Raw genomic sequence first — 24,889 nt, forward strand, 5'->3', positions numbered from 1 at the left:
AGAAAGGCCTTCGCCTCCCGGCTCAAGCCTTTCTCCCTCCCCACCGAGCTGTACTAAGCTACTAATGTGATAAATGATATGTGAGAGTGGCTAACTTAGACTTGAATTTTCCGATAAATTTTTAAACAAAATAATTCCTCCTTAAAATAAAAAAGGCAAGATAATGAAATGGACGAAACACGCCTATTTCATCACCCTGCCTGATCGTATCAGTAACATGTGATACATATGTAACCGTTTTAATGATACAATCAAAAGCAATCAGTGTCAACAATGAAGATTATAACTTTTAAACATGCTCCTGAATAATTCCACAGTTTGGCAGTTGATTTTAAAAATATACGAAAAAAAGAGTCTGGAAAAAACTAGGCTTACAAGATACAACAGAAAGTCCCCGACATGTCGGGGACTTTTTTATATAAAAATAGACATGAAATACTCCATATCTGTATACTTAGGGTGTCTAATACCAAATACACAAAGGAGTTTCATGCCATGTTCACTATACAACATAATACCACTAAAATTCATCATTCTTTTCGTCATTTTTCAAAATTGGTCCATCTTTCTGCCACTTTGCGTCGTGCTAATATTTCAAAGTCACGCGGTGTTCGGACGGAATTGCTTTTGAATGGCTTTTGAATGGCTTTTGACCACGATTTTTAATCGTTACTCTATTTTTTAGAGCCGAAAAGTCGCCCGCTTTTTCCAAACGAACCGTGCGAAACTGTTTGAATAACGCTCATACAAACTGGCAACGACTGGTCCAACTGATAGGAGTTCAACTAATTGAGTACGTGCAACACTTTACTGACGATCGACGGCGTCAGGCACTAATAATTGATGATTCACTGTTTAAACGTGAATTCTCTCAAAAAACGGAATTATTGGCCAAAGTTTTCGACCATGATCACCAACGCTTTTTTAAAGGCTTTCGTGCCCTGACCTTGGGATGGAGTGACGGAAACACATTCTTACCGTTACATTTTGCACTCATGTCCTCAAAAAATTCCCAAAATCAATTAGGTTTGTTTAAACGTTCTTTAGCCGGTCAACGTCGGTCACAAGCAGTGCGTAAAATGAATGATGTGGCTCTTGAACTAGTCGATGATGCCATTACTTCTGGTATTAAAGCTAAGTATGTCCTTTTTGACAGTTGGTTTGCCTCACCACGGATGTTCGCCGAGTTAGCTAAACGGCATCGTGACGGGATCGGCATGTTGAAAAAAAATAAGAAAGTCTATTTTCGCTATCGTGGGCGTGAAATGGATGTTAAAAGTCTATACCAACTTTTACGCCGTAGTAAGTGGTCAACCAAGTCCGACTACCTTTATAGTTCTGTCGTTAAGTTTGAGGTGGATGGTAATGAGGTAACAATGAAATTGGTTTTCGTTAGTAAACGTGGAAAAACCGATCAATATTTAGTTTTAGCGACAACGAAGTTGTCCTTAAAACCGGCTGAAATCATTCAAATGTACGGTCGCCACTGGCAGATTGAATGCTATTTTAAGGTCGCTAAACAATATCTTCAATTCGATCAAACACAAATTCAGAGCTATGACAGTTTGTGCGGGCATTTAGCTATGGTCATGCTCAGTTATGATATTTTGGCATTAACCCAGCGTGAAAATGTAGATGACCGGACTTTGGGCGACCTGTTTTATGACTATGGGCGTCCTTTACCCGATATTAAGATTGCTCAAGCATTGAGTTGGCTCTTAAAAATGATCACTGGTCTAGGTGAAAAATTTACACAGATAAACGACATTCTCGATTCGATTTTTGTAGAATTCAAACAGGCATTACCCAGCAGCCTAGTCAGGCTGCTAGATAATGCCTAAAAATGAAAAATACTAATATTTAGTACCTCATCTCAATGATATCAAGGGGTGCGGTCTATTTTTGTGCTTTCAACCTTTAGTAATCAAAATAAAACATTAAATAGACCCTTCAATTAGTCTCGACGATGTTTTTGTGTGGATGGTTATATAATAATCCCATTCAGATAGAAGTTAATTCACAAATCGCTTAATCAATTCATAAAATTCAGAAATCAACACATGAGTTTGACGTCCGGGATGTTTTGTAGTAAATCGACTTTCGGAAAATGTAAACGTTAAATACTGTTTTGCACGTGAAATTGCCACAAATAGAGCTCGTCGAGTCGCATCAGGGTTACATTTAAATGACCAAAAAGCATTGTCATCAAGCGCAATTAGATAAACTGCTTTAAATTCAAGACCCTTACTCTTATGAATAGTCATTATGGGTATAGAATTATCTCCCACAAATGATTTAACCGCTTCGGTCCATGATTCTCCAGACTGATATTCCAACTCCATCAAATTAATAAAACTTGTAATTGTTTCCTCTAAATTTGATCCATGTAAGTATTCCGGAAAAGTTGTCTGAAAAAAATCGACAGTCCAAAAATCGATAATACACTGCACTAGTTTTTTAACTGTCGTCTTATTATTAAGCATCAAACTAGTACTCTTTAAAAATTCATTTAATGCTTTTTCAGCATCATATATTATTCTCTCATCCTCAACATCACTTATACCTTGCGATTCCATGTACAAACTAAGATATTTTTGCCAATCCTCTGTATAACTCGTAGTCGAAGAGAGCATGATTGAATGCAAAATAATCTTTACTAGTGGCTCTTTTATCAAAGACTGATAATCTGATTCTATCCGTGCCTTGATACCTTTCTCTTTTAACGCATCAATAATTAGCGGTGCGTAATCCTCAGCACGTTGTTTTACCAATATTACAATCTCATTTGGCTTAATTCCCTGATGAATTTTTTCCATAATATCTTGTGCAACCTTTTTTGCCTCTTCATAATCATCAAGACTTTGAATTAATGAAATCTCACCTTCGTTTTTATTCCACTTACCTGAATAAAAAACTTCATTGTAATCCTCTTGCAATGATTTATACATACTCAATTGTAAATTAATAATTTGTGGAGCAGACCTGTGATTTACAGATAAATGTAATTCATCAGCACTAAAATCGTTTTTAAAGTCTAAAAAAATTGTTTTCCGCGCACCGGCAAAATCCATAATCCTTTGTTTATCATCTCCCACAGCTGTAATGACAACAGGGCTTGACAGGAATAAAGTTTTAATAAATTTATATTGCAGATCTGTAGTATCTTGAAACTCATCCAAAAACACAAATGGATATGCAACCTGAAAAGCGTAACGAATACTTGGATTAGTTTCTATAATTTTAATAGCTAGTTGCATAATTCCGTGATAACTTAAGTTTGCTTGCAATTTATCTGTACCATGAAGCATCAGATTACCTAATTTTTTTTGAACATTATTTATTGTCGGATTTAAAAAAGAAAATTCCCTCCAGGTCTTATTTACACAATAACTGTTTAATAAATATGATTGACTTGCTTCTTTAACCATTTCACTTAATTTTGTTTCATTTTGAACAAGATAATCACCATCTGGTCTGATTGTTATATTCAATCCATTTCTAAACTGATCCAAAACTCGTTTTGCCAAAGCATCATACGTCATCGAATCAAACCGATAATCACCTGATTTTGAAGACCTTTTTTTAACCCTCTCTCCTAGATTACTAGCAGAATCCTTTTTAAAACTAATTGCAAGAATATTATACGGTTCTTTACAAATCCCAGTTTCAAACAAATAATTTGCTCTTTGAGCCAACATCTCAGTTTTTCCAGTTCCTGGTCCAGCAATTACTAATAGATTTTCCATAGATTTTACCGAATAACTTGCTTTTTGTTCAAGAAAAAAATTATCTGCTGGTACCCATTCATTCCTATTAATCATTATTTGTTTACCTCAATACATAATAACTTTGCAGCATCTTCACATAGTCGATTAAGTACAGGTGGTATATTCTTTAACAACTTATTTCTTTTCGCTTCTAGCGTATCTTCGTTACTCTCCAAAGCTTCAAACATTTGAATATGTGTAGTTGTCTTCCCCCTTCCAAGAAAAAAATACACATACCAAATCATTAATGCTTTGTCAGTATATGAATACGAACCACCTTCAGTGACACCAGTACCGTCTTTAAGCGCGGCTTTTGTTGCTTCTAGTGCTCGTTGATGGTATTCCGAAGACTTCACATTATCCGGTTCATAATCTTGAACTTTCTTTTTCTGATTTTCTTGATTTTTGATTATTGGACCTTCATTGCCACGAAGAATTTTTTTATAGTATTCACTATAGTAAGTAAGCATTAAATAATCAATGTCAAGTGGTCCTGAGAAAAAGACGTGATTCTGTTCTAATTCTACTAGATAATCATCCAAAGCCTTAGCCTGTTCTTCATTTTCAACATTTCGTTCTAAAAGTGGATTCAAACCACCGTCTGAAGTAATATCACTAATTCCATCCGGAAGAACATTTACATCATATTGAATACTATGTAATTCTTTTAATACATAACTAACCCGACCCCAACCTCCTCCGGAACGTTCCCGGTCAAGATCTAGTAACGTAATAAATGGAATATTTAATTGTGCTAACAACTTCCACAAATAATGGACGAATCTCCCTGCCAATGGAACAAAAACAATTCCTGCTTCATCTAATGAATAACCTTTAGCTCCAAGAAAACGTGGAATTATTATTTCTTCACTAGCTCCTTCTCCTAAAACAACAAGTTGTGCAAAGTATAGCTCTGGATATGTTTGAACAGCAAGTTTTAAATATTTATATGCTTCGAGAAAATTATTCTTATCAGGTAATTCAAGAGCTTGAATAGTAGATACACCCTTTTCCGGCGTTAAACGAACATAGCGAATGGACTCTGGATCAGTACGCCTAACAATCGCTGGTGAATGTGAAGTTAAAATAACCTGACAGTTTGACAACATACCCATAGATTTTAATCGTCCAACTAGTTTTCCCAATAAGTGAGGGGATATATGGTTTTCAGGTTCTTCAATTGCAACAAGTGTAAGCAATGGTGGATTATGTGCAATTATAGGCTCCGTTTCTCCCTCGTTATCTTGATCTAGTATACTTTGCTCTATATCTAAAACACTAGCTACATTAGAAATGTAAAGTAGAGAACGAGTACCATCGCCCATTTCTTCCGGCTGAAAAGTACGACCAGACGCCCGAGAAGTAAATGTTGAACGAATCCGATTCGATAGTGAACTTAAGTTTATTGAATCAATAGTTAAAGCAACCTTTGAGAATCGTTCATCTTGATAGTATAACTGCCAATCATTTGATAATATATCATTAATTTTTTTTAAACCATCTTCACTAAGAAGTGTCTCATTAAGATTGTTCAGCAATTCCTCAACAGACTGTTTAGTTTGCTCTTTCCAATTCACACTACGAATCAGACGTGCTAAAAGACTATTAGATGTTGCCCCTAATCGTTTTTCAGGGTTACGTACGGCAGGAACATAAATCATTCTAATTAAGTTTAATTCACGTCTTGGTGCCTCATGCTTTTTAATGTTCTCTAAATCTGTATCATCAATTACAAACCATACTTTAGATTCGATAGCTCCTTCAGAGCTTCCATCATCTGTCCAAGAAGCTTCTAATCGTATGTGCAATAATAGCTTTCCTTGCGGCTCTGTAACACATGCTCGTTTCAAAAAAGCTGCTTCTACTCTACTGTCATCATTTTCAAGCTGAAAGTAGACATCACATGATAAATCTTTAGCCTTGGCCGGTTTCTGCATCTCATTCATAGGCGAATAAAAATCACTTGCTCGAATGATACGATCAGACATTTTGAACTAAAAATCTTGTTTAACATAATCAGTACAGCAGTCTTGCCTGCACCATTATCTCCAATAAATGTGGTTAATCCATTAAACTCTACTATGACCTCTTCTCCATACGAACGAAAGCCATTAATCTTCATTTTAATTAATTTCATCGAAATCCCCCCAATATATTTACCTATTTTTCACAAATTAAGTCAATCGTCATATAATATTAAAACTAATTGGCAAATTTTCACAATACATACATTCGTGGAAACTTAGAGCATGGTGTAAAATTTTAGAGTCATTTTCCTACTCTGTTATGCTCACCATTTTCTATATAAATTAATCTTGTTAGTTTTAAAGATTATCATATCACGGTTTGTTAAGGATTTCATTCTAAAATTTGAACCTGTGGAGAATCCCATAACCGAATCATTAATAGTCAACAAAAACAGGTTCCTTTGTACATAGTAAATAACTATGAATGTTAGAGTAAACTTTAGCAATTTTAAACTCACAACCCTGAAAAGAATAGTTTGGTAACTATTGTAGAACGTTTTTTTCAAGTTCATTAAAGACTATTGACCGTGGTCCTTCTTTTTTGAAAGGGTTTAACGTTTAGTTTGTTTAATTCAACTTGGAGATAATCATTGTATTCTTCAAGGCTAAAGCATCGAAAATTACACATACATTCAATTAAGTTAGCTATAAACCACTTCACTTAATGGTATTTTCTACAACACCTTTATCCTCAGGATGCTTAACACGAGCTGCTATGATCACTGTATGATAATAATTTATCAAATCTTCATAACTTTGGTTTAAAATCACCTCCGATTTTAAATGTTTAGTCACTCCTATCTTAAGATTGCCGGGGACAGTTAGTAAAAGGACACTTTCCAGAAAATTAAACAGCTTGATATAAGCTTCAATACAAATTTCTTTTTTCACATTAGCAAAGTAATACACAAAGCTATAGCCACTGAATGGTAAAACAGCTACAAAAGATATCCTTTAATAACTTCACTGATATCTTGTTCAATCCATTGAAACCGTTCACCAGCCAAGTCAACTTGGACTCCTTCACCCACTTTGTGGTAAATTATATCTGTATAGGAGTGCTGACATAAATAGTCCCAAAAGCACTTTTTAAATTGCGTTAAGCGATAGTACACTTGATCAGAGTTCTTATATTGATCGACATATTCTTCCCACGAAAGCTGCATCGTAACTCCAGGTTTAGCCAGTTCCTTAGCTAACGCAGGATAGTCAGGAATTACAACATTGGCATTTCTTTCTTTCGTGTTTTTATGCGAGCCAAAAACGTTCTCTAATTCAGTTTGATTAAGTTCAATCAATTGATCATAGTGAAGATACTGATCGATAGTAAACTTAATGATTCTCCTGACTGTATCTCGACCAGAACCCGCGGTTCTACTAATTTGACGCTGGCTAATGTTTAGCTCGTACGGGCGAACGATTTCTACATAATTGGGCATTTAAGCCATCTCCATAAGTTAATTTGTATTGAGAACAATACAAATTAACTTATACACGAAAAGCGATGAAAAGAGAACAAAAAGCTAGCCTCCTGTTTTAGAGAAAGCTAGCGATAAAGTGGACCAGGTTATAACGATTTCAATGGATCTATTAAATGCGTTTTTAGTGGACCTATTAAGCCCGACGAAGTGGACCGCGAACTCCGCCGTATCCATTGCCATAAACCTACATTTTTGAGTTACCTTTGACAATCACCTTATATATACAGTTTGGAAATCTATTAACACGTAGTATAGCAAAGATTTCTTGTCTAAATACATCAACTATAAAAACACCTACATACAAAAAAACAATAATTGCAAGTAGTCCATATAAATCAGCTAGAAAAGAATTATGTACATTTTCAAAGCCAATGATTTTCCATAAAAGGTTCCTTACTGGGGGATATTCGGTAACCAAATATCCTGCAAATGAAGTTGTCGCCAATTTATTAATAAATTTACTTTCAAATGGTTTCATTTCGACCACAAAAAGAAAAATCAGAGTAGCAACCACTATTGGTAAAATACCATTCGTAATAGCCCAACCATGGTCATAAATATTAAGCACCATTACTAAAAAATGAAAAAGCAAAAGAACTACACAAAGGTAGAGGAGCTTGTGTTTTATATTAATCCCGTATTTTCGAATGTAAGCTCCAATTAAATAAGGAGTTGAAAGCATAAATTCATAATTTAATGACAATATAGGAATCATACTATTTATAACTAAAAGAACGTATATCAACAATTTAAAATTTTCCTTAGAAAGATTACCCAAGGTTGTATTTATAAACGGTAAGAGAAAAATTAATATAACATACATTGTAACAAACCAATATAATCCTGTAGTTACAGGAACAACAGACTTAACAAATAAGCTAATGTTAAAACCTTTTTCAAAAATTGTAAAACAAATAAATGAAATCAAAGTATAAAATATTGTTTCAGTCCATATTTTCCAACCTTGTTTAAAGGCAAAAAACATGCCGATCTTTTTTAAGCCTAAAAAATAACCTGTAATTAAAACAAACAGAGAAACCCCCACTTTTCCATATGGCATAAATAAATCAGTACCAATTCTAGTTAAAAAACTAGGATTCATCTGTAACCTGAATCTTTGCCCATACAAAGAAAAATGGGATAATACAACCATTAATATAGCTACTAGTCTCAACAATTCAAAACGACTATCCCTCATTTTACTACTCATACAATCTCCAACTTTCGCCTTCCTATTATTCTATATACTAACGTTTATCTCAATATGTTATATTTATAACCTTTAAAATTTTAACCAAAAACTTTTCTTACAGTTCTATAGCTTCTCTTTCAATAACTAGTAATGCCTAACTTTGGACTATGCTATGGTATCACACTAGCTCCAATACATAACCTAACAATTTTGTGATAAAAAGCATCATTAGATTTTCTTAGAAATAAAACCCTTCTATCACTAAAAAATTTGCTAATTAATAATTGATTAATCCGAAAATTAGATTGCTCTTAGCGTAAATCAAGAACATCGGAGGATATTCACGGTAGTATTTCTTCAGCATAAGTTAATATCATTTGATAGCACACTCCTTCTATTAGAACTTTACAATTAAAGAAGTAAAGTTTGTTAATGTTAATACTATGTGTTAATTTTTAAATAAATCTATTTTAAACAATCAAAATACATTTACTTTCTAATAAAAGCCAAAAGATCCTTCGAAATTTTGGTCTTATATAAAAACATTTGACTAACAAATATTAAAGTTCCAATTAAAGTTTGTATAACTAAATTGAGAAAATTTCCACCAATTCGAATCGGGAATAATGTGCCAATAATGACTGTAAAGACGAATATAAATATATATTTGCCATGACCGTTAACCGCCTGTCTAACATTCATTTCATCTCTAACCAAATATATTCTAGATAGGCAAACAAAAAGTTCAGTTAAAATAAGAGCTACAGTTGCTCCATTAGCTTTCCATACAGATGTTAAGCAAAGATTTAGCAAAACATTTAGTATACCACCTACATAGTAAGATATTGCAAATTTCTTAAATTCACCTTTAGCAAGCATATACTGATTCGAAAAAACACCACCATACGAAATAAAAATAATAATTATACTAACAAAAAACATATTGTCAATCATGGGGACAAACTCAGATCCATAGTACCATTTTATAAATTGACTAGCATTAATCATTACCATTGCGCAGAAATAAACTGATAAAGCTAGAGTATAATCAAGGGATGATTTAAATATTGTATTAAATTTTTTGGAGTTACTAGAAGCAGCTAATTTGGGCATCAAAACAGTGCTAGCTGAAGTAATAATACCCAAAATAATCCTAGCAATTTTTTGAGATTGGTCATAGTATGCTAATTCTTTGTTATTTGCAAGCAAACCTACTAAAACATCATCTAAATTAGTATATAGTTGCAATGCTATCTGTGGTAAAAACAATGCAACTGCTCCTGCCAAGTACGGCTTGATATTTATATGGTGTAAACTAGTATTTTTTAACTCCATATGCAAAGATAGCCAAAAAACGAAATTTGCAACAAAAGGTGCTAAACTAAGGATTAAGACATATATCCATAAGTCTTCTTTACTTTTTACAAAAATAAAAACCGATAAAACTGTCACTAACTTTACAACAGTATTTCTTAGAATTACATTTTTCACCTTTTCGATGCCAACAAAAAACCAAGAAATATCAAACATATATCCAATAAGAAAGGGGATTTCAAGTAATAAATATATCTTTAAAGTAGTCTTTAAAAATAAGATTACACTTACATAAATAAGAATCACTAAGATACCTGAAATGGCTTGTATCAGCCATAACGAAAAAAAGTTATCTTCTAACTTTTCCGATGCAGATCTTGCAATTTCCCTCGAGCCCAATTGGTACATTCCCATCACAATAATTGTGCCTAAAAAATTAGCAATTGAAGAAACAAAACTGCTAACACCAATGCTGTCAGCTCCTAATACTCTAGAAATGTAAGGAATGGTTATTAATGGAATTATGAGTATGAAAACCTGGTAAAATGAATTATAAACTACATTCATTATTGTTTTTTTCATTTAGTCAATATCATTCCCTTCACTTTAAAGATGCAATTTTCTTTCTAAATTTTTGTATTGTCTTATACAAACCAAGCCTAACAGAGTAGTATGCAACCCTATATCTAATGGAAACCTTTTTGGAATGATTATTATACTCATCAATAATTTTTCTTTTGATTCTAAACGACTTATATCCACTCTCTTGAAAAGCCAACAGCAAATAATATAACTCAAAATTTATATACCCCGAATCATATATGTTAATCGGCAACAATTCAAAAAAGTTCTCAACCGAACTTAAATTATTAACTATATCTAACGCATTTTTTGCATTACTGCTATTGGATATTGAGTTTTCTCTATTCCGATAACCATACATCTGATTATCAACCAACACAGCATTCTTTGCTTTTATTAATAATTTACATGTAGTTGCCATATCTTCGTAGTTTCTACCAATTGGAAAAAAGATATCATTGTCTATAAATATTGATTTTTTAACTATATATGACCATGTATAACTTTGAGTCCTATTATAAAATATATCCTCAACGAGCTCCTCGGATTTAACAACTTGAATATTCATAGAATTATCATTAACTAAAAGCTCGTTTTTGTCCTCTTGAAATCGTTTAAAATTAATCTTTAAGACATCAGTCTTAGACTGCCCAACTATTCTCTTTATGATTCTTATAGCATGTTTTAATAACACATCATCTGAATCAACAAATTGTAAATAGGTTCCTCTGGCCTTTGATATTCCATAATTACGTGCATCACTCAAACCACCATTTTGCTTATTAAAAAAAAGAAAGTGCTTGTCTCTCTTACAATATTCCAAACAAATTTGATCTGAATTATCTGTTGAACCATCATTAATTAACAAAACCTCAACATTACTTAAATCCTGAGAAATTATACTTTCCAAACAAGTTGATAGATATTCTTTAACATTGTAAACTGGAATAATAATTGATAATCGAATACTATTTTTTTCTTCCATACCTACTTCTTTCCTATCATATTATATATTTCCTTCATTACGCCATAATCTACTTCACCATTAAATTTCCTAGCAAAAATATCACCCGAACCGACTATCTTAGTAATATCTTTCCCCATCAAAATTTCTGGAGAGTTTCCTTTATTCCATTTAATATAACGTAAATTACCTTCTTCAACATTACTAATTCGATTTACAAATTTGGAATTCAAACATATCGTTTGTATAAAGATTTCATCCGGAGCTTGACTTTTACTTAGAAGCTTTTCACATTTCTCTTCCTGATCAACAATATATTCTGCAAAATCCTCTGTAATGCTAAACCATTGAGAACCCTTTGCTAAGTTTTGATACATTTCATCCTGGTTTTTTTTACTAAACAATTTCTCTAATATCAAAATTAATTTTTGTAAAAACCATAGAGCTCCATGCTTCTTCCCAATATACTCCTGCAAGGGGTATATATAATTGACTTTATTTTTAATTGCTTTAGTATTAATTTCTTGAAATTCAATGAACTCTTCCGCTCTATTGAAAAAAAACGAATGTAGTTCATCATTGGAAACTATTGGTAAGTCTGATTCAGATAACAAATGAAAATAACTATATCCACCGACTTCAACAGCTTTTTTCAGTAATGCAAACTCTATTTTTACTAATGAATAGGCCGCCCAGGAACCTTTTATTCTATCTACTACATAAACTGGTGAACTTTTAACATTACAGTTAACTGTTCCTCTAAAATCAGAATCAATGTGTAAGAAAATGTCATTTTGAGGATCATCCAACGTCTCTATTAGCTTTCTAAGTTGTTCATTATTTTTCGTAGCCATGATCAAAAATGCATGCTTTTTCATTACAATTCTCCTATTTGATTAACAATATGTTTCGCTAATTTTAGTCCAGCTTTCCCAGATTCGTAATTCCCTATTTTATCTAAAAAAAGTTCGTATTTATTTTCATATTCGTTTTTAAAAATTTTTGAACAACAATCCGAAATCTCTTCATTATCATGACAAATTACAAAAGGCAATTCATCAACCTGGAAATATAAATTTCTGTCATAATTCTCTTGCTCTTTTAAATAGAGAATTACTGGTTTATTAGCATACAAAGCATCAAACATCACAGAAGAATAATCAGTAATAACAATTTGTGACTTTAGAATTAAAGTATCTAAACTTGGATAATCGGTAACACCTACTGAACCCGGACAGGCATCAACAACTTCTTTCTCATGATCTCTGATATTAGGATGTAATCTTATAAGTAGCTTCCAGTGTCCGCCAAGCTCTTTAGATACTTTTGCTAGTATTTTTTTTGAATCTAAAATATAATCCTTTAGCTGGAACTTATCTCTAAAAGTTGGACAGTACAAAATGTAATTGGTACCCAATTTATCATGACTAAGCCTTTGTTCATTAACATTTGATACTAAATAATCTATTTTTGGAGTTCCATATTTTAAAATTTCTCCAGAAAACCAAAAAGAATTTCTATAAATATTTTCTGTGAAAGTATTTCCCGAAACCATATAATCAGCAATCTTTGAATCAGCTTTCGCTTCAGAAACATATTCATCCGTTAAACTATCTACTGAGTCCTTTTCAATCATTTTTAACGGAATACACCCATGCCAGAGTTGGTAATAGATTTGGCTTTTCTTCTTAGGCGGAAAATATTTTTTTCGAAAATCATCCACCCACACCTGTGCACTTGCCATTTCAATTAAAGACTTTAATGAATTATATCTTATACCCCTAACACCCTCAGGTAAATCTTCACCTTTTTCGTCTAGAGTTAACCAAACTATATCCAAATCTAAATTTTTTTTTCTACTCAATGATAAAAGTTTCTCCACGACAATCTTAGGATTACCCGAAAAACTATTACCTCTAAAGGAAGAAACTACAATTTTTTTCTTTTTTATTTTAAACATAAATGCAGGAAATAAATTTTTAATCAACCATAAAACCATTAACTTAAACTGTTTTGATATCACTACTCCACCTCCAAAAAAAAAACTATCTAAATAAAAAAGTAATCGGAGAAAGTATTCCCCAAATGAAATCACTCTCAAATATAGACTGATGAGTGATTTGATAATACTGCCAAAAAATTAACCAAACAACCATAAAAACAACGAATAATTTTTCAAAAAGATTTCCATCTACAGATACATAATATATAAAAATCGGACTAAAGAAATAAATAAGGTAGAAAAATCTATACCAAGTAGTCCCAGGAAAAAATAAACCGAGTCCGACTATTAATAGCACTGTAAAGGTGAAAAAGAGCACCACATTCTTTGAAATACCATATAAATGCCCCCTACTACTTTTCATCAAAAAGAAAAGTAAAAACAAACTAAATAATATTGATATATATTTGTTGATTTTTAAAACCAAACTATTATCAGCTGCTATAAACCATGCATTAACATTGCTTTGAGAATTAGATCCAGCGGTTAAATAAAAAACCATTTTTTCAAAGAAATATGTTCCGAAACTAGTTCTTATAAAAAGTAGTAACCCCCCACAAAAAATCGCAAAGAAAAGCAGCCAAACTGCTAATCTTTTTAAAGAAAAATTATTAATAATAATAATAAACAGTCGAATTAAAACAAAAGGTACCACACCAATATGCATCAAACAAGCAATTAAGTATATTAGTCCAATTATCAATTTGTTACCTTTAGCAAACATATCTTTATACAATGCAACTGCGATTAACGCAACAGCTAAGATGTTCCTAATGTTATTAGCTACCAAGGCAAATGGAACTACTATTAAAAAAAATAGGTAGCAAAAAAACTCCACATTTTTTTTGGTATCTATTTTTTTAAAATAATCAGATAATATATAGAAACCTAAGAAATATACTAAAAAAACTGTTATTGCTGGCAAAATTTGATTTGTTTTAAATCTTGATAGTACATAAAAAAAAGTATGTTGCACCACAAATAACTTTTCTGTTCCAAGAAAGCTATTATTATAATCAAAAAAATTCATTCCTCTAGCAACATCCATATAATTACTAAAGTATCTTGTCAAATCAGAAAAAATCGTTGGTTCAAAATACCACCCTAATACAAAAAGATAGATACATACTGGAAATAAAAAAAATAACTTCCCTTTTTTTCTCTTTGTAGCTATATATAATGTACTTGGAATCCCCAACAGAGGGAAAAACAAGCATAGTATTGTAAAATACATTATCAATTATTTATCCCCCTCATCTCATCATCTACTAGAATTATCCTTTTTGCCGTAATATCCATAATAGCCTGTATCCTTTTTTTCTACATCATTTATAATAGCCCCTAGAATTTTACCATTCACTTGCTTTATTAAGTCAACGGCCTGTACAATGGCACTCTTCTCAGTACAATTTTGCCTTACAACTAAGATTGTTCCATCAATCTTATTGGCTAAGATTTGTCCATCTGTTACCGATAAAATAGGTGGCGCATCAAAAATCACAATGTCCAATTGATCTCTCAACAATTTAACTAAAGCATTCATCTTTTTCGATCCCATCAACTCTGACGGATTTGGAGGTATTGGGCCACTGGTAATAATAAATAAGTTAGGCAGTGTTGTTTTCTTTATTATCTCGTTTACATCTACATCTTTTTGTGTCAAATAATTACTTAAACCTTTTGAACCAAATGTTTTAAATGTTGCTTCTAATGTGGGTCTTCTCATATCAGCATCAACTAATAATGTTCTTTTCCCTTGTTTTGCAAAAGATGCTGCAATATTTGCCGCAACAGTTGATTTTCCATCTGAGGCAGTGGCAGATGTCAGCATTAAACTTTTTATTTCGCTATCAACACCAGAAAATTGAATGTTTGTTCGTATTGTATTAAACTGCTCTGCATCCATTGACTTGGGTTCAGAAACAGTAACTAGCTGTACTCCATTTTCCATGCTATCTGTGTCGAGAACTTTCTTTTTCTTAAAAAAATCCATTATTTTATAAACTCCTCTTGGTTAAACTATATTCGCCGTTTTCTTACACTTGAATTATCTTGAAGAATAGTCACTGCATGAAGATTTTGATTCTCAATATGATAAACTTTTCCTAGTAGAGTTAAACCCAACTCGTCCGTTAAAAAATCAGATTCTGTAATTTTTGTATTAGATAATTCTTTTAAAATAACAATTAAGGAACCAACCAAAAATCCCACAATCAATCCCACAAGTATATTTAGTGGTACTTTGGGTGTTACCTTATCTTTATTCGGAAGTGCCTTAGAAACAATCGTAACATTATCTATCTTCATTATTTTTTTAATATGTGAAGTAAAACGTTTTGAAATCAAATTTGCCAAGTCGGCAGCAACATATGCATTTTTATCTTTTACTGTTATGCTAATAACCTGAGAATTAGTCTGATTTTTGATTTCAATTGCTTTTGACAAATCATCAATACTACCTTGATAATTATCTTTCTTTTTTGCCTCACTTAAAACACTTCTTAAAATTATTGGCTTTTTTAATATATCCTTATAGGTGTTAATGGCTTGTAGATCAGCCTGTTGAGCCGTAAATTGCGCTTGAGTATTATTAACTTTTTGATTAACTAACAAATCAACCGTCGAACTGTACTTGGGAGTAATCAAAATAAATGTAACACATAGTGAAATAATTATCCCCACTATTGCCCAAGTAACTATCAATTTTAAATTCTCCTTTAATGCTGTCATAACTCGCAAAAGTTGTTTAGATTCTTGTGTCCCACTGCTTTTCATTTTTTTCTCCTGAATTTTATAATTAATACTTGTTCACGTTTCTTACTTTCTTATTATCTTATACACATATTTCAAAGCCCGCTTAGGAAAAATTCTAACCATTCCTCTAGTTAATATATTAAAAACAAAAACCGGGAAACTTATGTATTTTTCTTTATATATGATACTTTGAAAATTAAACTCTTTTTTTAAATACTGGGCTCCTCCTCTTTTATTCAAAAAATTAGCATCAACTGTTGCTTTAACTAAAACCTTACCAATATTAGCAGCTTCTATATCTCTACTCAAAACTCTTAGCCATAGATAATAATCTTCAAAATAAGGTACATCCTTATAATTACCTGCCTTTAAAATTGTTTCTCTTTCAAAAAAAACTGTCATATGATTAAAAGGATTTCTTTTGCCCATTATTCTTTTTATTTCTACATTTCCTTTAGGAACTTTACGAACATCTAACACTTTATTAGTATCTTTTTCTATTTCTGCTATATAACTACCCAGTAATTTTACATTTGGATTTTTACATACATAGTTTATTGATTCTTCCATTCGATAGTTCACACTGATGTCATCCGAATCAAACCTTGCAATCCAACTATAAGAACAACTCTCCACACCTTTTTTTAAAGATAATCCCAATCCAAGATTTTTCTCATTACGAATAATCTTGAAAAATATCTTATTTTTTTCAAATCTAACCTGCATTTTTTCTACGATATCTAATAATTCCGTTGTTAATTTTCCATCCTCAATAAGTACCATTTGTGCTGGTGGCATTGTTTGATTAATTATACTAGTTAATGCCTTCTCGAATAGCTGAGGATCCTCTTTTTTGTAAACAGACATTAATCCAGAGTATTTCATTCCAATTTTATCCTCCATTTTAAATCTTCTTTGAGGCAGTCGATTGGTCCGTATCCACACCCTCAGTACTTTCTGCTTCAAACAGAATTTTCACTGTTGCAAAAATAATCCGCAGATCTTCAAAAATACTTGGGTTCGCAATATACATTAAATCCATTTCGAGTTTATTATATGGTGTTGTATTATACTTACCGTAAACTTGAGCATAACCTGTTAGTCCAGCCTTAGCCTGTAATCTCATTGAAAATTCAGGTAATTCTTCTTCATACTGTGCCGCAATTTCAGGTCTTTCTGGACGCGGACCAACAATACTCATATCACCTTTCAAAATATTAAACAGTTGCGGTAATTCATCAAAACGCACTTTTCTAATGAATTTACCGACTGCTGTTACTCGATCGTCTTTTTCACCAGTACTCAAACGAGCAACTCCATCCTTTTCTGCATCTACACGCATTGAACGGAATTTCAATACCTTAAACTCTCGTCCATCTTTAGTTAAACGAACCTGCTTATATAGTATTGGTCCATGATCTGTAACTTTAATTGCAATTGCAACAGCCAACATAAACGGTGAGGCCACAATGAATGCACAGCCAGAAACTATAATATCGAATAGTCGCTTAATCACTAAAAATTCTGGTTTAGGGCTGTAGCGACCTAGGTGAAGCACTGGTAAATGTAATAAATGCATTCTTTCAGCACCACTCATGATTACATCGCCAATCCTTGGTAAGATGTAAACTCTAATATCATGTTGGATACAATACTTAATAATTTGATTTCTTTCATGACTATGGACGTTTGATAAAAATACAATTTCAAACTCATCTAATTCGGGTAATCTTTTTTCAATTTCTGAATTAACTAAAATAGATTTCTGAATATCAAATTTGTTACCTAAACCATATTCACTAATTGCTTCCTCAAGGTTGTTTTCCTGATCATAAATAATCGCGGTCTTCTTTGCTGGAAAAGCCTTAAAGTACCACTTAAATGACAACGAACTCCATAAATAAGACACTACAATTTGAACCAGTAAACAAATAAATAGTGGTAAAATTCTTGGCCAGTGTCTAGTTAGCAAGAGAATCACAAAATACATTATTCCATCTGTAAAGAGGCATGATAATACCTGACTATAGAATTTTTCCGTGATAGAAGACAATGATACTGTAAAAGCATCGTATGTTCTCCCATATAAAAAGTACACTAAAGCAAACAGAGCAATCACAACTATGTTTCCCTTGCCGTGAAAGGGATCTTCAATTTCTTTAGCGTACGCCAAATACCATGTTCCAGCAAAAACAATCGTTAATAAAACAAGATTTAATAACTTAATTGCTCTTAACTGTAAATCATGGTAGAAGAACTTATTTGTATATATTTGTTTACTATTATTAGGACTTTTTGAACTCATACTTTTTAGTAACCTCTTTCTCATTTCTTGTTTGAATCAAGCAATAATCCACTTTACTTCACTGCACACTTAACATATTCACGTAAGCCTTTTTCAATTGAATACTCTGGTACATATCCTAAAGACTTAAGCTTAGTAATATCTGCATATGACTCTTTAATATCCCCAGCTCTTGCTGGCAAATATTCAATCTCAAGTTTTTGATCCATCGCTTGTTCAAAGGCATGGATATCATCATTTAATGTTGTCCGATTACCTGTGGCAACATTATAAACATCATGCAATGCTTCTTTAGTGCTAAGTAATAATTTCAATGCTTTAACAACATCTTTTACGTAAGTAAAATCTCGCGTTTGTTCACCATCGCCAAAAACTGTGAACTTACTATTATTCAATAAACAATTGTGAATAATTGAGAGCACGCCAGAATAAGGTGATTCAGGATTTTGTTTAGGTCCATAAACGTTAAAGAATCTCGTGGCAACAGTTGGCAAACCATATAGCTTACCATAGTTAATCGCATACCGTTCACTAGCAAATTTATCAATCGCATATGGTGTTAACGGATCTACCGGTGAAGTTTCTTTCTTAGGCAATTCCGGATCATTACCATAAATTGCAGCTGATGAAGCAAACAAAATTTTCTTAACCGGAATTTTTTCTTTTCTAATTGTTTCAAAAACATTCAAATTAGCTTCTAAATTAATTTCATGTGTTTCTTGTGGTCGTGCAATTGAGTCTGCAACGCTAGCGACCGCACCCAAAAGAATTATGTAATCAAATTTTTCATCTTTTAAAAGATTTTGCATGAATAACATGTCAGTAATCGAATTTTGATAAAATGTTACTCCATTGCCCACAAAATCAGCTATATTATCGTATTTTCCCATTGACAAATCATCTACAACAACAACTTCGTTTTCTTCTGATACTAGTGCTTCAACCAGGTTTGAACCAATAAACCCTGCTCCACCAGTTACTAAATATTTATCCATGATTTCCCCCAAAAACATTATGTTCACTTGTGTCTAAATTACTACAGTTACCTTAAGATTATATAACTTTCTGACCGTATTTCAAACTTTATTGTATTCTAATTGATTGTATTAATATAGTTTTCAGAAAATTGACACTATTTCTTTAGGAAAAAATTGGCTTTAACTTACCATTTTAGTGATGTTTTGCAAAATGGTTTGTTCAGAAAATAACAAAAAAGGACAATAACTATCGGTTTAATTAACCTTTATAGTTATCGTCCACTACTAATTATATTTAACCCATTCTCTTACTTAAATTTCCCCCAACTAGAAATTCTTCGTCCATTCTTGGATTCCCCACTGGCTAAATACCCATACTGCCCTTTTCCTCGTAGTTGTCTCAGCCAGATATAACCGCCGCTATGTGCGAAAGCATCATACTTCACCACTGAACCCGCTGGTAACAAACTGATCTGAGTTGAACTAGTCGTGGCACCCCAGCGCAGGAAAATTGCTTGAGCACTGGTAAAGGTTCCCTTTTCTGGATACCAGCGCACTCCTAATGAATCGACCCACGAAATCGGAACTTTAATTGGTTTAATAATGCCACTTGAATTGTTCTTGCCCGTAAAAGCCCCAGAATAGTCCACTGAGATGTCTGTTGGTGTTCCTTGAATCATTTGTTTGCTAGAGTACTGCCAGGCAGCACACGGTATTCCTGCGCTTTTGGTACCATAGCTAGCGACCCACCATGTCTTAGCTTGAAGCTGGCTTTGAATCAATCGTCCAATAAACCAAGATGTACTCGAATAAACTGCAGACTTGGGATAACCCAAAACACTTAATTCAGCTATAAAGGCATTCACTTGCTTAGTTAACGCTGTCCGGTTATGTGTCAGATCATCAGCTTCAACGTCTACCACACACAAAACTTGCCCAGTAAGTCCATTCTTTTTGACTTGAGTTACAAAAAACTGTGCTTCCTGTTGAGCATCGCTGACTGAAATTGATCTTAGAAAATGATAGACACTCACGGTCAGACCGACTTCTTTGGCATGCTCGACTTGTAAGCTAGCCCGGGGATTAACGTAATTAGTCCCCTGTGCACTTCCTTCTGTCAGTTTGACCACAACCCCTTTAATCCCTAGCTTTTTCACTGCTCGAAAATAACCCAGACTAGCCGGTTGATAACAAGCCACATCAATAAATTTATTGGTCATCGCTCTTTCCTCCTCATTAAAAAAAGGCCGCAGCCTCATGTCAACGACACAAACTTGCGACCTCCTTTAGCTCTACTTACCTGCTTCTTCCTTAAACAACATATCTTCTTGCGTCTCAATGTAAACTGCTGAAATTGGCTGTGCATACATCGCTACACCATTCTTATCTACAAAAATCCCTGCAGCACTTATTTGTTGCATGACTTCTTTTACCCTGTCTGCTTCAAGTTCAGTCTGGACATTTGCCAGTTTCAAATGATGGGTTCCACCATTAGCTGCCCGAAAAATTAAGTCTAATGTTTTCATACTTTAAAATCTCCTTTCCTTATGAGTTATTCTGCTGGTTCTTCAGTCGCGATAACGTCACTAGCGACAGTCATCTGAATATCGACCGTTGGTTCACCAGTTAATTGGGCGATCACACCTGCGAAAGCAACTACTTTTTCTGCGTCAGCACCTTCGACTAAGTTGTTAAAGCTCCGATTATGGAAACTACCGTCTTCACTACCTGACTTAATTTTCATGTTTGTTTTTTGCCATTCTTTACTCATTGATAAAGCCTCCTCGTTAATTGTTAAGTCGCGCGCCTTACACCCTTACTAACGAAATCCAGGTGAGATTTGTAAAGGGGATTAAAAAATTTTTTTGAAAAATCGAATTAACTAGTCCAAACTAAAAAAATAAATCCGTAAGGTCAGATGTAAATCCAACCTGATCGCCAAAGTTCAAAACAATTTATCGGGTGACATGACAGATCTGGTTAATCTTTCAAACTAGCTCGCAATTATTTTTGATCCCCTTTAAGCAAAAAAAGCACTGGCAAAAAAATGCCAGTGCTTTTTTTAGACTACTTTTCGTCAAACAACACCGCATCTTGTTCAGTCTGATAAGCGGCTGACAATGGTTTGGCATAAATTTGATCACCCTTTTTGTCGACAAACAGTTGGGCATCCGCAATGTCTTGCATCGCTTTCTTAACTGTGTCTGCATCCAAATCAGTGTTGACATAGTTTAACTTCAAATGATGGACTGCCCCACCAATGGCGGATCGAAATGCTAAATCTAAACTTTTCATACTGCTCCTTCTTTCTAATTAGCTTGACTATCAGTGTCTTAAACTAAGGAAGTTGTCACATTGACCGACAACTCTTCCGTTGCTTCGCCTGTTAACTGTTCAACTAGTTGCCCAAAAGCCGCTAATTTCTCGTCAGTTGCATCTTGAGCAATGTTGTTAAAATTGCGTTTTCGCTGCTGACCATCTTCCTTAGTTGATTTGACAGCGAGATTCGTTTTACTCCACATTTCACTCATGTTGTGTTCCTCCTTTAAATTTTGACTATGATACTAGTTGTAAGTTGCGCGCCTTACACCCCTACTAACGAAATCCAGATGCCATTTGTAAAGCTAATTTGTAAAAAGTTGTTTGCACTTGCGTTGAACCTGTTTTTTCCAATTGTAAGCCGTTTGCCGTGAAACTCCGGCCTGCTGGGCAATCTCAGCGACACTGTAACCATAGAAAAAACGTCCCACGACATACTTACGCTCATTTGCATTACAGAGCTGTAAAACTTCTCCCAATAATTCTGCAAATTCGTAATCCTGACCCAGATCTGTCTGGCTTTCAAATAATGTTAATGGATCGTCAGTCGTCTTTGGTGTTGGCAGTGTTACTAGGTGGTCGGCTGCCTTACATTGCTTACGTAATAAATCACGCAAGCCCCACTTAATTTTGCGAAAAGCATAACCCATTAATTGGTGCTCATTAATATTTTCGTGAAGTGAGCGGTACTTATGATAAGCCTGCATAAACAGTAAGGTCCCCTCCATGACTAAGTCCTCAAAATTTTCCGTTTGTGGTGAAAGATGCAGGTACTTTAACACCCCATAAACGACTTTGATCCGGTTATTTGTTAGTAGATAATTTAACGCTTCTTCGTGCATTGCTGGCACTTCCCTAATTAAATTATCCAAGGCCTTGAACTCTTCTAGCCTACCAGCTAATTAATAAAGCGTGAATGTGTCATATTTATAAAGTTATGCACAACTTATGTTTAATTTTGTGTATCTTTGTAATTTTTATATTTTTTAATGTTGATTTATATATTTAATTGAGTTTATAATAGACATGTTATCGATTTCACGTGCGATAACAAATTTATTTTGGGAGGCAGTCTTAATGGCAAAAAAACCATTAATTTTAAACACACAAGGATTAAAATCTTTATATCGGCAGGCAGCTAGAGATGATCAAGCTGAGCTGACTAGCACGACTCTCCTACTGTTAGATGTGCATGACCTGGGTTTGGGCAACTGTCAGTCAATTTTAATTGACAAAAGGCGTGGCAAGCTGTGGACGAAAGATAGTACTACAACTTTATTAAAGCGCTTCATTAACTGGCAAAACACGGACTTTTTTCCCGCAATGCAGATCATGAAGCAGCTTCATGCAGGCTCCGCTCACCACCACGCGGTTCCATTTGTGTGCGGTTGTAAAATGATCATGCCCCTCAGTGGCTATTCGCGTGGTGCCACTAGCTGGCTTTGTCCACTCAATTTGGTCCATTACACCTGCCTGGGGACAAAACAGGTTGGGCTCCAATTTAAAGTCAACGCCGGACCTGACTACATCTTGAATGAAAGCTTCGCCAGTTTTAGGTCGCTTTGTCGTGATACTTTTGCCATCGCGCAAAAAGAGATCACCTTCATGCAGCAGCTCGCCGCTGATTTTCCACCGTCTATGGTTAGCCATGTCCAAAAATACTGCCAGCAAACTTTCCATGACCAAGACCAGACTGCTCCCACTGCCTCAAAAGAACTCCAAAATTACCGTCAACAGCTGATAACTGATGTGGTCCGCTACACTAGTTCCCTAATTGGTGAACAGCCTTCAGCGGATTATCTGAACCAAGTTAATTACGCCATTAACCACTTATACTTAAGATTAAGGTAAAAAAACAACCTGCTTCACATGAAAACTCTGTGAAGTAGGCTGTTTTGATCACCAAATCGGGATCTATTCAATTATTAAGTGCTTCATTTTTCAACTGAAAAGGAATTCAACCAAAAACCAAACTGCCAGAATAGCCGCTGGAATCATTAGACACCCTAAAGTACACCCCGTACCTTCTTTGAAAGAATCTGGATCAAACATGACTAACTTCCCCCTCACAATTATTTCGTATCATCACTGATTCTATAATAGCTTTCATTTTTCTACTAAGTATTAGTGCTCCTTCCTAGCTCAACGTTAGCACATTCAGAAAAAAATCAAAAAAATAAGCCCCCCTTTTGCGAGACCTATCAACTTCAGTTCGATTTTAAAAGTCCTTGCTGCCATCATCTTTACCGCTGCTTATTTATGATCTTCTTAGTCTGATAATTCTGTTCTAAATAAGGGTCCCTTACTTGCTTCCGGCTGCCACGAATTTTCGTGTGCCCGAATAAACTGTTCATCCTTGAATGGATTTCTTCTAACTGGTACATAAACAATCATCTCATCCCGACCAACATAAACTCTAAAACTATGTTCCTTCGGTTGAATTTTATCTGGCAAAGGCAGTACATTTTCGTTACCAATTTTTCTGATTTTAATGATTTCATTGTCCATTAGTTAAGCCCCCAATCGTTGATTACACGCTGAGTATAACTCAAAACTTGACAATTAGCCCGTATTAAGTCTCCCTCTTATTTTTCCACAGACAAGCAACACTTCCAACGTAGTTATTCACAGGTGGATAACTTACTGGGAGCTCTTTTCCCTACGATATAATTATTCCACAGCTTGTTGGAACGAAATTAAGGACTATAGTTACCTACTTTACGGATCTTATCTACTAGATTAAATTTAAGATTGCCATTTTCATCCCAGCAAAGCTCGTTTAGTTGCCTCATTCAATCAACTAAGCCGCCCATTAATCAGCCCCACTCCTGCCTTCAAAATACCGTTTACAAAAAATTGTTTCTAATGATTATTATTGGTACTAACATGTTATAATAAAGACAATTAATTCACAGGCATCAGGCTGGCTATCACGCTAGTTTTCTAGTTGAGTTGCATAGCCCTGTGATTTTTAGTCGAGCTCCGTGAAACAGAAAGTTCCGCTTATCCAAACCCAGGGGCCAATGCCAAAAACGCATTACCCCCTAGGTTACGATAATGCTCACTTTCTACCCGTTTCACTCCACTCTGTGATTTTTAGACATGTGGTTTTAAGTCAAGCGAAGGTGATAAATAAATTTTAAAAACTTTCTAGAAAAGACTTGATTTTTGGCGCACTTTAACAAGCCCCAAAGTTTCAATTTTT

Annotated in this window: 24 protein-coding genes and 1 pseudogene; 2 read left to right on the top strand and 23 right to left on the bottom strand. The window is 34.0% G+C overall.

Annotated features, from left to right (window positions below; genetic code table 11):
- The first annotated feature begins 495 nt into the window (after positions 1 to 495).
- Positions 496 to 1,841: pseudogene (locus LPAF129_RS10025) on the top strand (IS4 family transposase).
- A 171-nt stretch (positions 1,842 to 2,012) separates the two neighbouring features.
- Here the strand turns inward: LPAF129_RS10025 and LPAF129_RS10030 are convergent.
- From LPAF129_RS10030 to LPAF129_RS10130, 22 genes are all read right to left on the bottom strand, one after another.
- Positions 2,013 to 3,821 carry a UvrD-helicase domain-containing protein gene (locus LPAF129_RS10030; RefSeq protein WP_244056814.1) on the bottom strand — a complete coding sequence of 603 codons (1,809 nt, stop codon included), beginning with the start codon at positions 3,819 to 3,821 and terminating at the stop codon, positions 2,013 to 2,015.
- Positions 3,821 to 5,755, bottom strand: a complete 1,935-nt coding sequence (locus LPAF129_RS10035) for an ATP-dependent nuclease (protein ID WP_244056816.1) — start codon at positions 5,753 to 5,755, stop codon at positions 3,821 to 3,823. The genes LPAF129_RS10030 and LPAF129_RS10035 overlap by 1 nt, the downstream gene beginning before the upstream one ends.
- A complete protein-coding gene (locus LPAF129_RS11320; protein ID WP_373875047.1) occupies positions 5,710 to 5,904 on the bottom strand; it encodes an AAA family ATPase in 195 nt (64 codons plus the stop codon). Before LPAF129_RS11320 ends, LPAF129_RS10035 begins: the two co-directional genes overlap by 46 nt.
- A gap of 547 nt (positions 5,905 to 6,451) precedes the next feature.
- Positions 6,452 to 6,685, bottom strand: coding sequence for a hypothetical protein (locus LPAF129_RS10040; RefSeq protein WP_244056819.1), 234 nt, complete (start codon positions 6,683 to 6,685; stop codon positions 6,452 to 6,454).
- 47 nt (positions 6,686 to 6,732) lie between these two features.
- Positions 6,733 to 7,233, bottom strand: coding sequence for a hypothetical protein (locus tag LPAF129_RS10045; protein WP_244056821.1), 501 nt, complete (start codon positions 7,231 to 7,233; stop codon positions 6,733 to 6,735).
- Positions 7,234 to 7,459: 226 nt separating this feature from the next.
- A complete protein-coding gene (locus LPAF129_RS10050; RefSeq protein ID WP_244056823.1) occupies positions 7,460 to 8,485 on the bottom strand; it encodes an acyltransferase family protein in 1,026 nt (341 codons plus the stop codon).
- Between the two features lie 471 nt (positions 8,486 to 8,956).
- A complete protein-coding gene (locus LPAF129_RS10055; RefSeq protein WP_244056825.1) occupies positions 8,957 to 10,363 on the bottom strand; it encodes an oligosaccharide flippase family protein in 1,407 nt (468 codons plus the stop codon).
- A gap of 19 nt (positions 10,364 to 10,382) precedes the next feature.
- Positions 10,383 to 11,348 (bottom strand): glycosyltransferase, encoded by a 966-nt coding sequence (locus LPAF129_RS10060; RefSeq protein ID WP_244056827.1) that lies wholly within the window; start codon positions 11,346 to 11,348, stop codon positions 10,383 to 10,385.
- Positions 11,349 to 11,350: 2 nt separating this feature from the next.
- On the bottom strand, positions 11,351 to 12,205 hold the full coding sequence (locus tag LPAF129_RS10065; RefSeq protein ID WP_244056828.1) for a beta-1,6-N-acetylglucosaminyltransferase: 855 nt from the start codon (positions 12,203 to 12,205) through the stop codon (positions 11,351 to 11,353).
- A complete protein-coding gene (locus tag LPAF129_RS10070) occupies positions 12,205 to 13,350 on the bottom strand; it encodes a CDP-glycerol glycerophosphotransferase family protein (RefSeq protein WP_244056830.1) in 1,146 nt (381 codons plus the stop codon). Before LPAF129_RS10070 ends, LPAF129_RS10065 begins: the two co-directional genes overlap by 1 nt.
- Before the next feature lie 22 nt (positions 13,351 to 13,372).
- Positions 13,373 to 14,563, bottom strand: a complete 1,191-nt coding sequence (locus tag LPAF129_RS10075; RefSeq protein WP_244056832.1) for an EpsG family protein — start codon at positions 14,561 to 14,563, stop codon at positions 13,373 to 13,375.
- Between the two features lie 27 nt (positions 14,564 to 14,590).
- Positions 14,591 to 15,322 carry a CpsD/CapB family tyrosine-protein kinase gene (locus tag LPAF129_RS10080; RefSeq protein WP_244056834.1) on the bottom strand — a complete coding sequence of 244 codons (732 nt, stop codon included), beginning with the start codon at positions 15,320 to 15,322 and terminating at the stop codon, positions 14,591 to 14,593.
- 26 nt (positions 15,323 to 15,348) lie between these two features.
- Positions 15,349 to 16,104 carry a YveK family protein gene (locus tag LPAF129_RS10085; protein ID WP_244056835.1) on the bottom strand — a complete coding sequence of 252 codons (756 nt, stop codon included), beginning with the start codon at positions 16,102 to 16,104 and terminating at the stop codon, positions 15,349 to 15,351.
- Between the two features lie 42 nt (positions 16,105 to 16,146).
- The gene (locus tag LPAF129_RS10090; protein WP_244056837.1) at positions 16,147 to 16,986 is read right to left on the bottom strand and encodes a glycosyltransferase; all 840 of its coding nucleotides are present in this window, start codon (positions 16,984 to 16,986) and stop codon (positions 16,147 to 16,149) included.
- Between the two features lies 1 nt (position 16,987).
- On the bottom strand, positions 16,988 to 18,388 hold the full coding sequence (locus LPAF129_RS10095) for a sugar transferase (RefSeq protein ID WP_244056840.1): 1,401 nt from the start codon (positions 18,386 to 18,388) through the stop codon (positions 16,988 to 16,990).
- A gap of 53 nt (positions 18,389 to 18,441) precedes the next feature.
- A complete protein-coding gene (locus LPAF129_RS10100; protein ID WP_244056842.1) occupies positions 18,442 to 19,383 on the bottom strand; it encodes a GDP-mannose 4,6-dehydratase in 942 nt (313 codons plus the stop codon).
- 290 nt (positions 19,384 to 19,673) lie between these two features.
- Positions 19,674 to 20,585: a GH25 family lysozyme gene (locus tag LPAF129_RS10105; RefSeq protein ID WP_244056846.1), complete on the bottom strand. Its 912-nt coding sequence runs from the start codon at positions 20,583 to 20,585 to the stop codon at positions 19,674 to 19,676.
- 72 nt (positions 20,586 to 20,657) lie between these two features.
- Positions 20,658 to 20,891, bottom strand: a complete 234-nt coding sequence (locus tag LPAF129_RS10110; protein ID WP_244056849.1) for a DUF2922 domain-containing protein — start codon at positions 20,889 to 20,891, stop codon at positions 20,658 to 20,660.
- 26 nt (positions 20,892 to 20,917) lie between these two features.
- Entirely contained in the window at positions 20,918 to 21,136 is a 219-nt protein-coding gene (locus LPAF129_RS10115) for a DUF1659 domain-containing protein (RefSeq protein WP_244056851.1), read from the bottom strand.
- Positions 21,137 to 21,432: 296 nt separating this feature from the next.
- Positions 21,433 to 21,660, bottom strand: a complete 228-nt coding sequence (locus LPAF129_RS10120; protein WP_244056852.1) for a DUF2922 domain-containing protein — start codon at positions 21,658 to 21,660, stop codon at positions 21,433 to 21,435.
- 38 nt (positions 21,661 to 21,698) lie between these two features.
- On the bottom strand, positions 21,699 to 21,896 hold the full coding sequence (locus tag LPAF129_RS10125; protein ID WP_244056854.1) for a DUF1659 domain-containing protein: 198 nt from the start codon (positions 21,894 to 21,896) through the stop codon (positions 21,699 to 21,701).
- Positions 21,897 to 21,989: 93 nt separating this feature from the next.
- The gene (locus tag LPAF129_RS10130) at positions 21,990 to 22,526 is read right to left on the bottom strand and encodes a sigma-70 family RNA polymerase sigma factor (RefSeq protein ID WP_244056856.1); all 537 of its coding nucleotides are present in this window, start codon (positions 22,524 to 22,526) and stop codon (positions 21,990 to 21,992) included.
- Positions 22,527 to 22,761: 235 nt separating this feature from the next.
- Here LPAF129_RS10130 and LPAF129_RS10135 point away from each other — a divergent pair, with 235 nt between their 5' ends.
- Entirely contained in the window at positions 22,762 to 23,535 is a 774-nt protein-coding gene (locus LPAF129_RS10135; RefSeq protein WP_244056858.1) for a hypothetical protein, read from the top strand.
- Between the two features lie 417 nt (positions 23,536 to 23,952).
- On the opposite strand, the gene LPAF129_RS10140 is transcribed toward LPAF129_RS10135, so the two are convergent.
- Entirely contained in the window at positions 23,953 to 24,192 is a 240-nt protein-coding gene (locus LPAF129_RS10140; protein WP_244056859.1) for an antitoxin of toxin-antitoxin stability system, read from the bottom strand.
- Positions 24,193 to 24,889 lie beyond the last annotated feature (697 nt).

It is taken from the genome of Ligilactobacillus pabuli (assembly GCF_022836475.1).
Taxonomy (GTDB): Bacteria; Bacillota; Bacilli; order Lactobacillales; family Lactobacillaceae; genus Ligilactobacillus; species Ligilactobacillus pabuli.

What these genes read in the sequence shown, in the direction of transcription:
- LPAF129_RS10030 (WP_244056814.1), bottom strand. Translation starts at nt 3,821, where the DNA reads ATGATTAATAGGAATGAATGGGTACCAGCAGATAATTTTTTTCTTGAA.
- LPAF129_RS10035 (WP_244056816.1), bottom strand. Translation starts at nt 5,755, where the DNA reads ATGTCTGATCGTATCATTCGAGCAAGTGATTTTTATTCGCCTATGAAT.
- LPAF129_RS11320 (WP_373875047.1), bottom strand. Translation starts at nt 5,904, where the DNA reads ATGAAATTAATTAAAATGAAGATTAATGGCTTTCGTTCGTATGGAGAA.
- LPAF129_RS10045 (WP_244056821.1), bottom strand. Translation starts at nt 7,233, where the DNA reads ATGCCCAATTATGTAGAAATCGTTCGCCCGTACGAGCTAAACATTAGC.
- LPAF129_RS10050 (WP_244056823.1), bottom strand. Translation starts at nt 8,485, where the DNA reads ATGAGTAGTAAAATGAGGGATAGTCGTTTTGAATTGTTGAGACTAGTA.
- LPAF129_RS10055 (WP_244056825.1), bottom strand. Translation starts at nt 10,363, where the DNA reads ATGAAAAAAACAATAATGAATGTAGTTTATAATTCATTTTACCAGGTT.
- LPAF129_RS10060 (WP_244056827.1), bottom strand. Translation starts at nt 11,348, where the DNA reads ATGGAAGAAAAAAATAGTATTCGATTATCAATTATTATTCCAGTTTAC.
- LPAF129_RS10065 (WP_244056828.1), bottom strand. Translation starts at nt 12,205, where the DNA reads ATGAAAAAGCATGCATTTTTGATCATGGCTACGAAAAATAATGAACAA.
- LPAF129_RS10075 (WP_244056832.1), bottom strand. Translation starts at nt 14,563, where the DNA reads ATGTATTTTACAATACTATGCTTGTTTTTCCCTCTGTTGGGGATTCCA.
- LPAF129_RS10080 (WP_244056834.1), bottom strand. Translation starts at nt 15,322, where the DNA reads ATGGATTTTTTTAAGAAAAAGAAAGTTCTCGACACAGATAGCATGGAA.
- LPAF129_RS10085 (WP_244056835.1), bottom strand. Translation starts at nt 16,104, where the DNA reads ATGAAAAGCAGTGGGACACAAGAATCTAAACAACTTTTGCGAGTTATG.
- LPAF129_RS10090 (WP_244056837.1), bottom strand. Translation starts at nt 16,986, where the DNA reads ATGGAGGATAAAATTGGAATGAAATACTCTGGATTAATGTCTGTTTAC.
- LPAF129_RS10095 (WP_244056840.1), bottom strand. Translation starts at nt 18,388, where the DNA reads ATGAGTTCAAAAAGTCCTAATAATAGTAAACAAATATATACAAATAAG.
- LPAF129_RS10100 (WP_244056842.1), bottom strand. Translation starts at nt 19,383, where the DNA reads ATGGATAAATATTTAGTAACTGGTGGAGCAGGGTTTATTGGTTCAAAC.
- LPAF129_RS10105 (WP_244056846.1), bottom strand. Translation starts at nt 20,585, where the DNA reads ATGACCAATAAATTTATTGATGTGGCTTGTTATCAACCGGCTAGTCTG.
- LPAF129_RS10110 (WP_244056849.1), bottom strand. Translation starts at nt 20,891, where the DNA reads ATGAAAACATTAGACTTAATTTTTCGGGCAGCTAATGGTGGAACCCAT.
- LPAF129_RS10115 (WP_244056851.1), bottom strand. Translation starts at nt 21,136, where the DNA reads ATGAGTAAAGAATGGCAAAAAACAAACATGAAAATTAAGTCAGGTAGT.
- LPAF129_RS10120 (WP_244056852.1), bottom strand. Translation starts at nt 21,660, where the DNA reads ATGAAAAGTTTAGATTTAGCATTTCGATCCGCCATTGGTGGGGCAGTC.
- LPAF129_RS10125 (WP_244056854.1), bottom strand. Translation starts at nt 21,896, where the DNA reads ATGAGTGAAATGTGGAGTAAAACGAATCTCGCTGTCAAATCAACTAAG.
- LPAF129_RS10130 (WP_244056856.1), bottom strand. Translation starts at nt 22,526, where the DNA reads ATGCACGAAGAAGCGTTAAATTATCTACTAACAAATAACCGGATCAAA.
- LPAF129_RS10135 (WP_244056858.1), top strand. Translation starts at nt 22,762, where the DNA reads ATGGCAAAAAAACCATTAATTTTAAACACACAAGGATTAAAATCTTTA.
- LPAF129_RS10140 (WP_244056859.1), bottom strand. Translation starts at nt 24,192, where the DNA reads ATGGACAATGAAATCATTAAAATCAGAAAAATTGGTAACGAAAATGTA.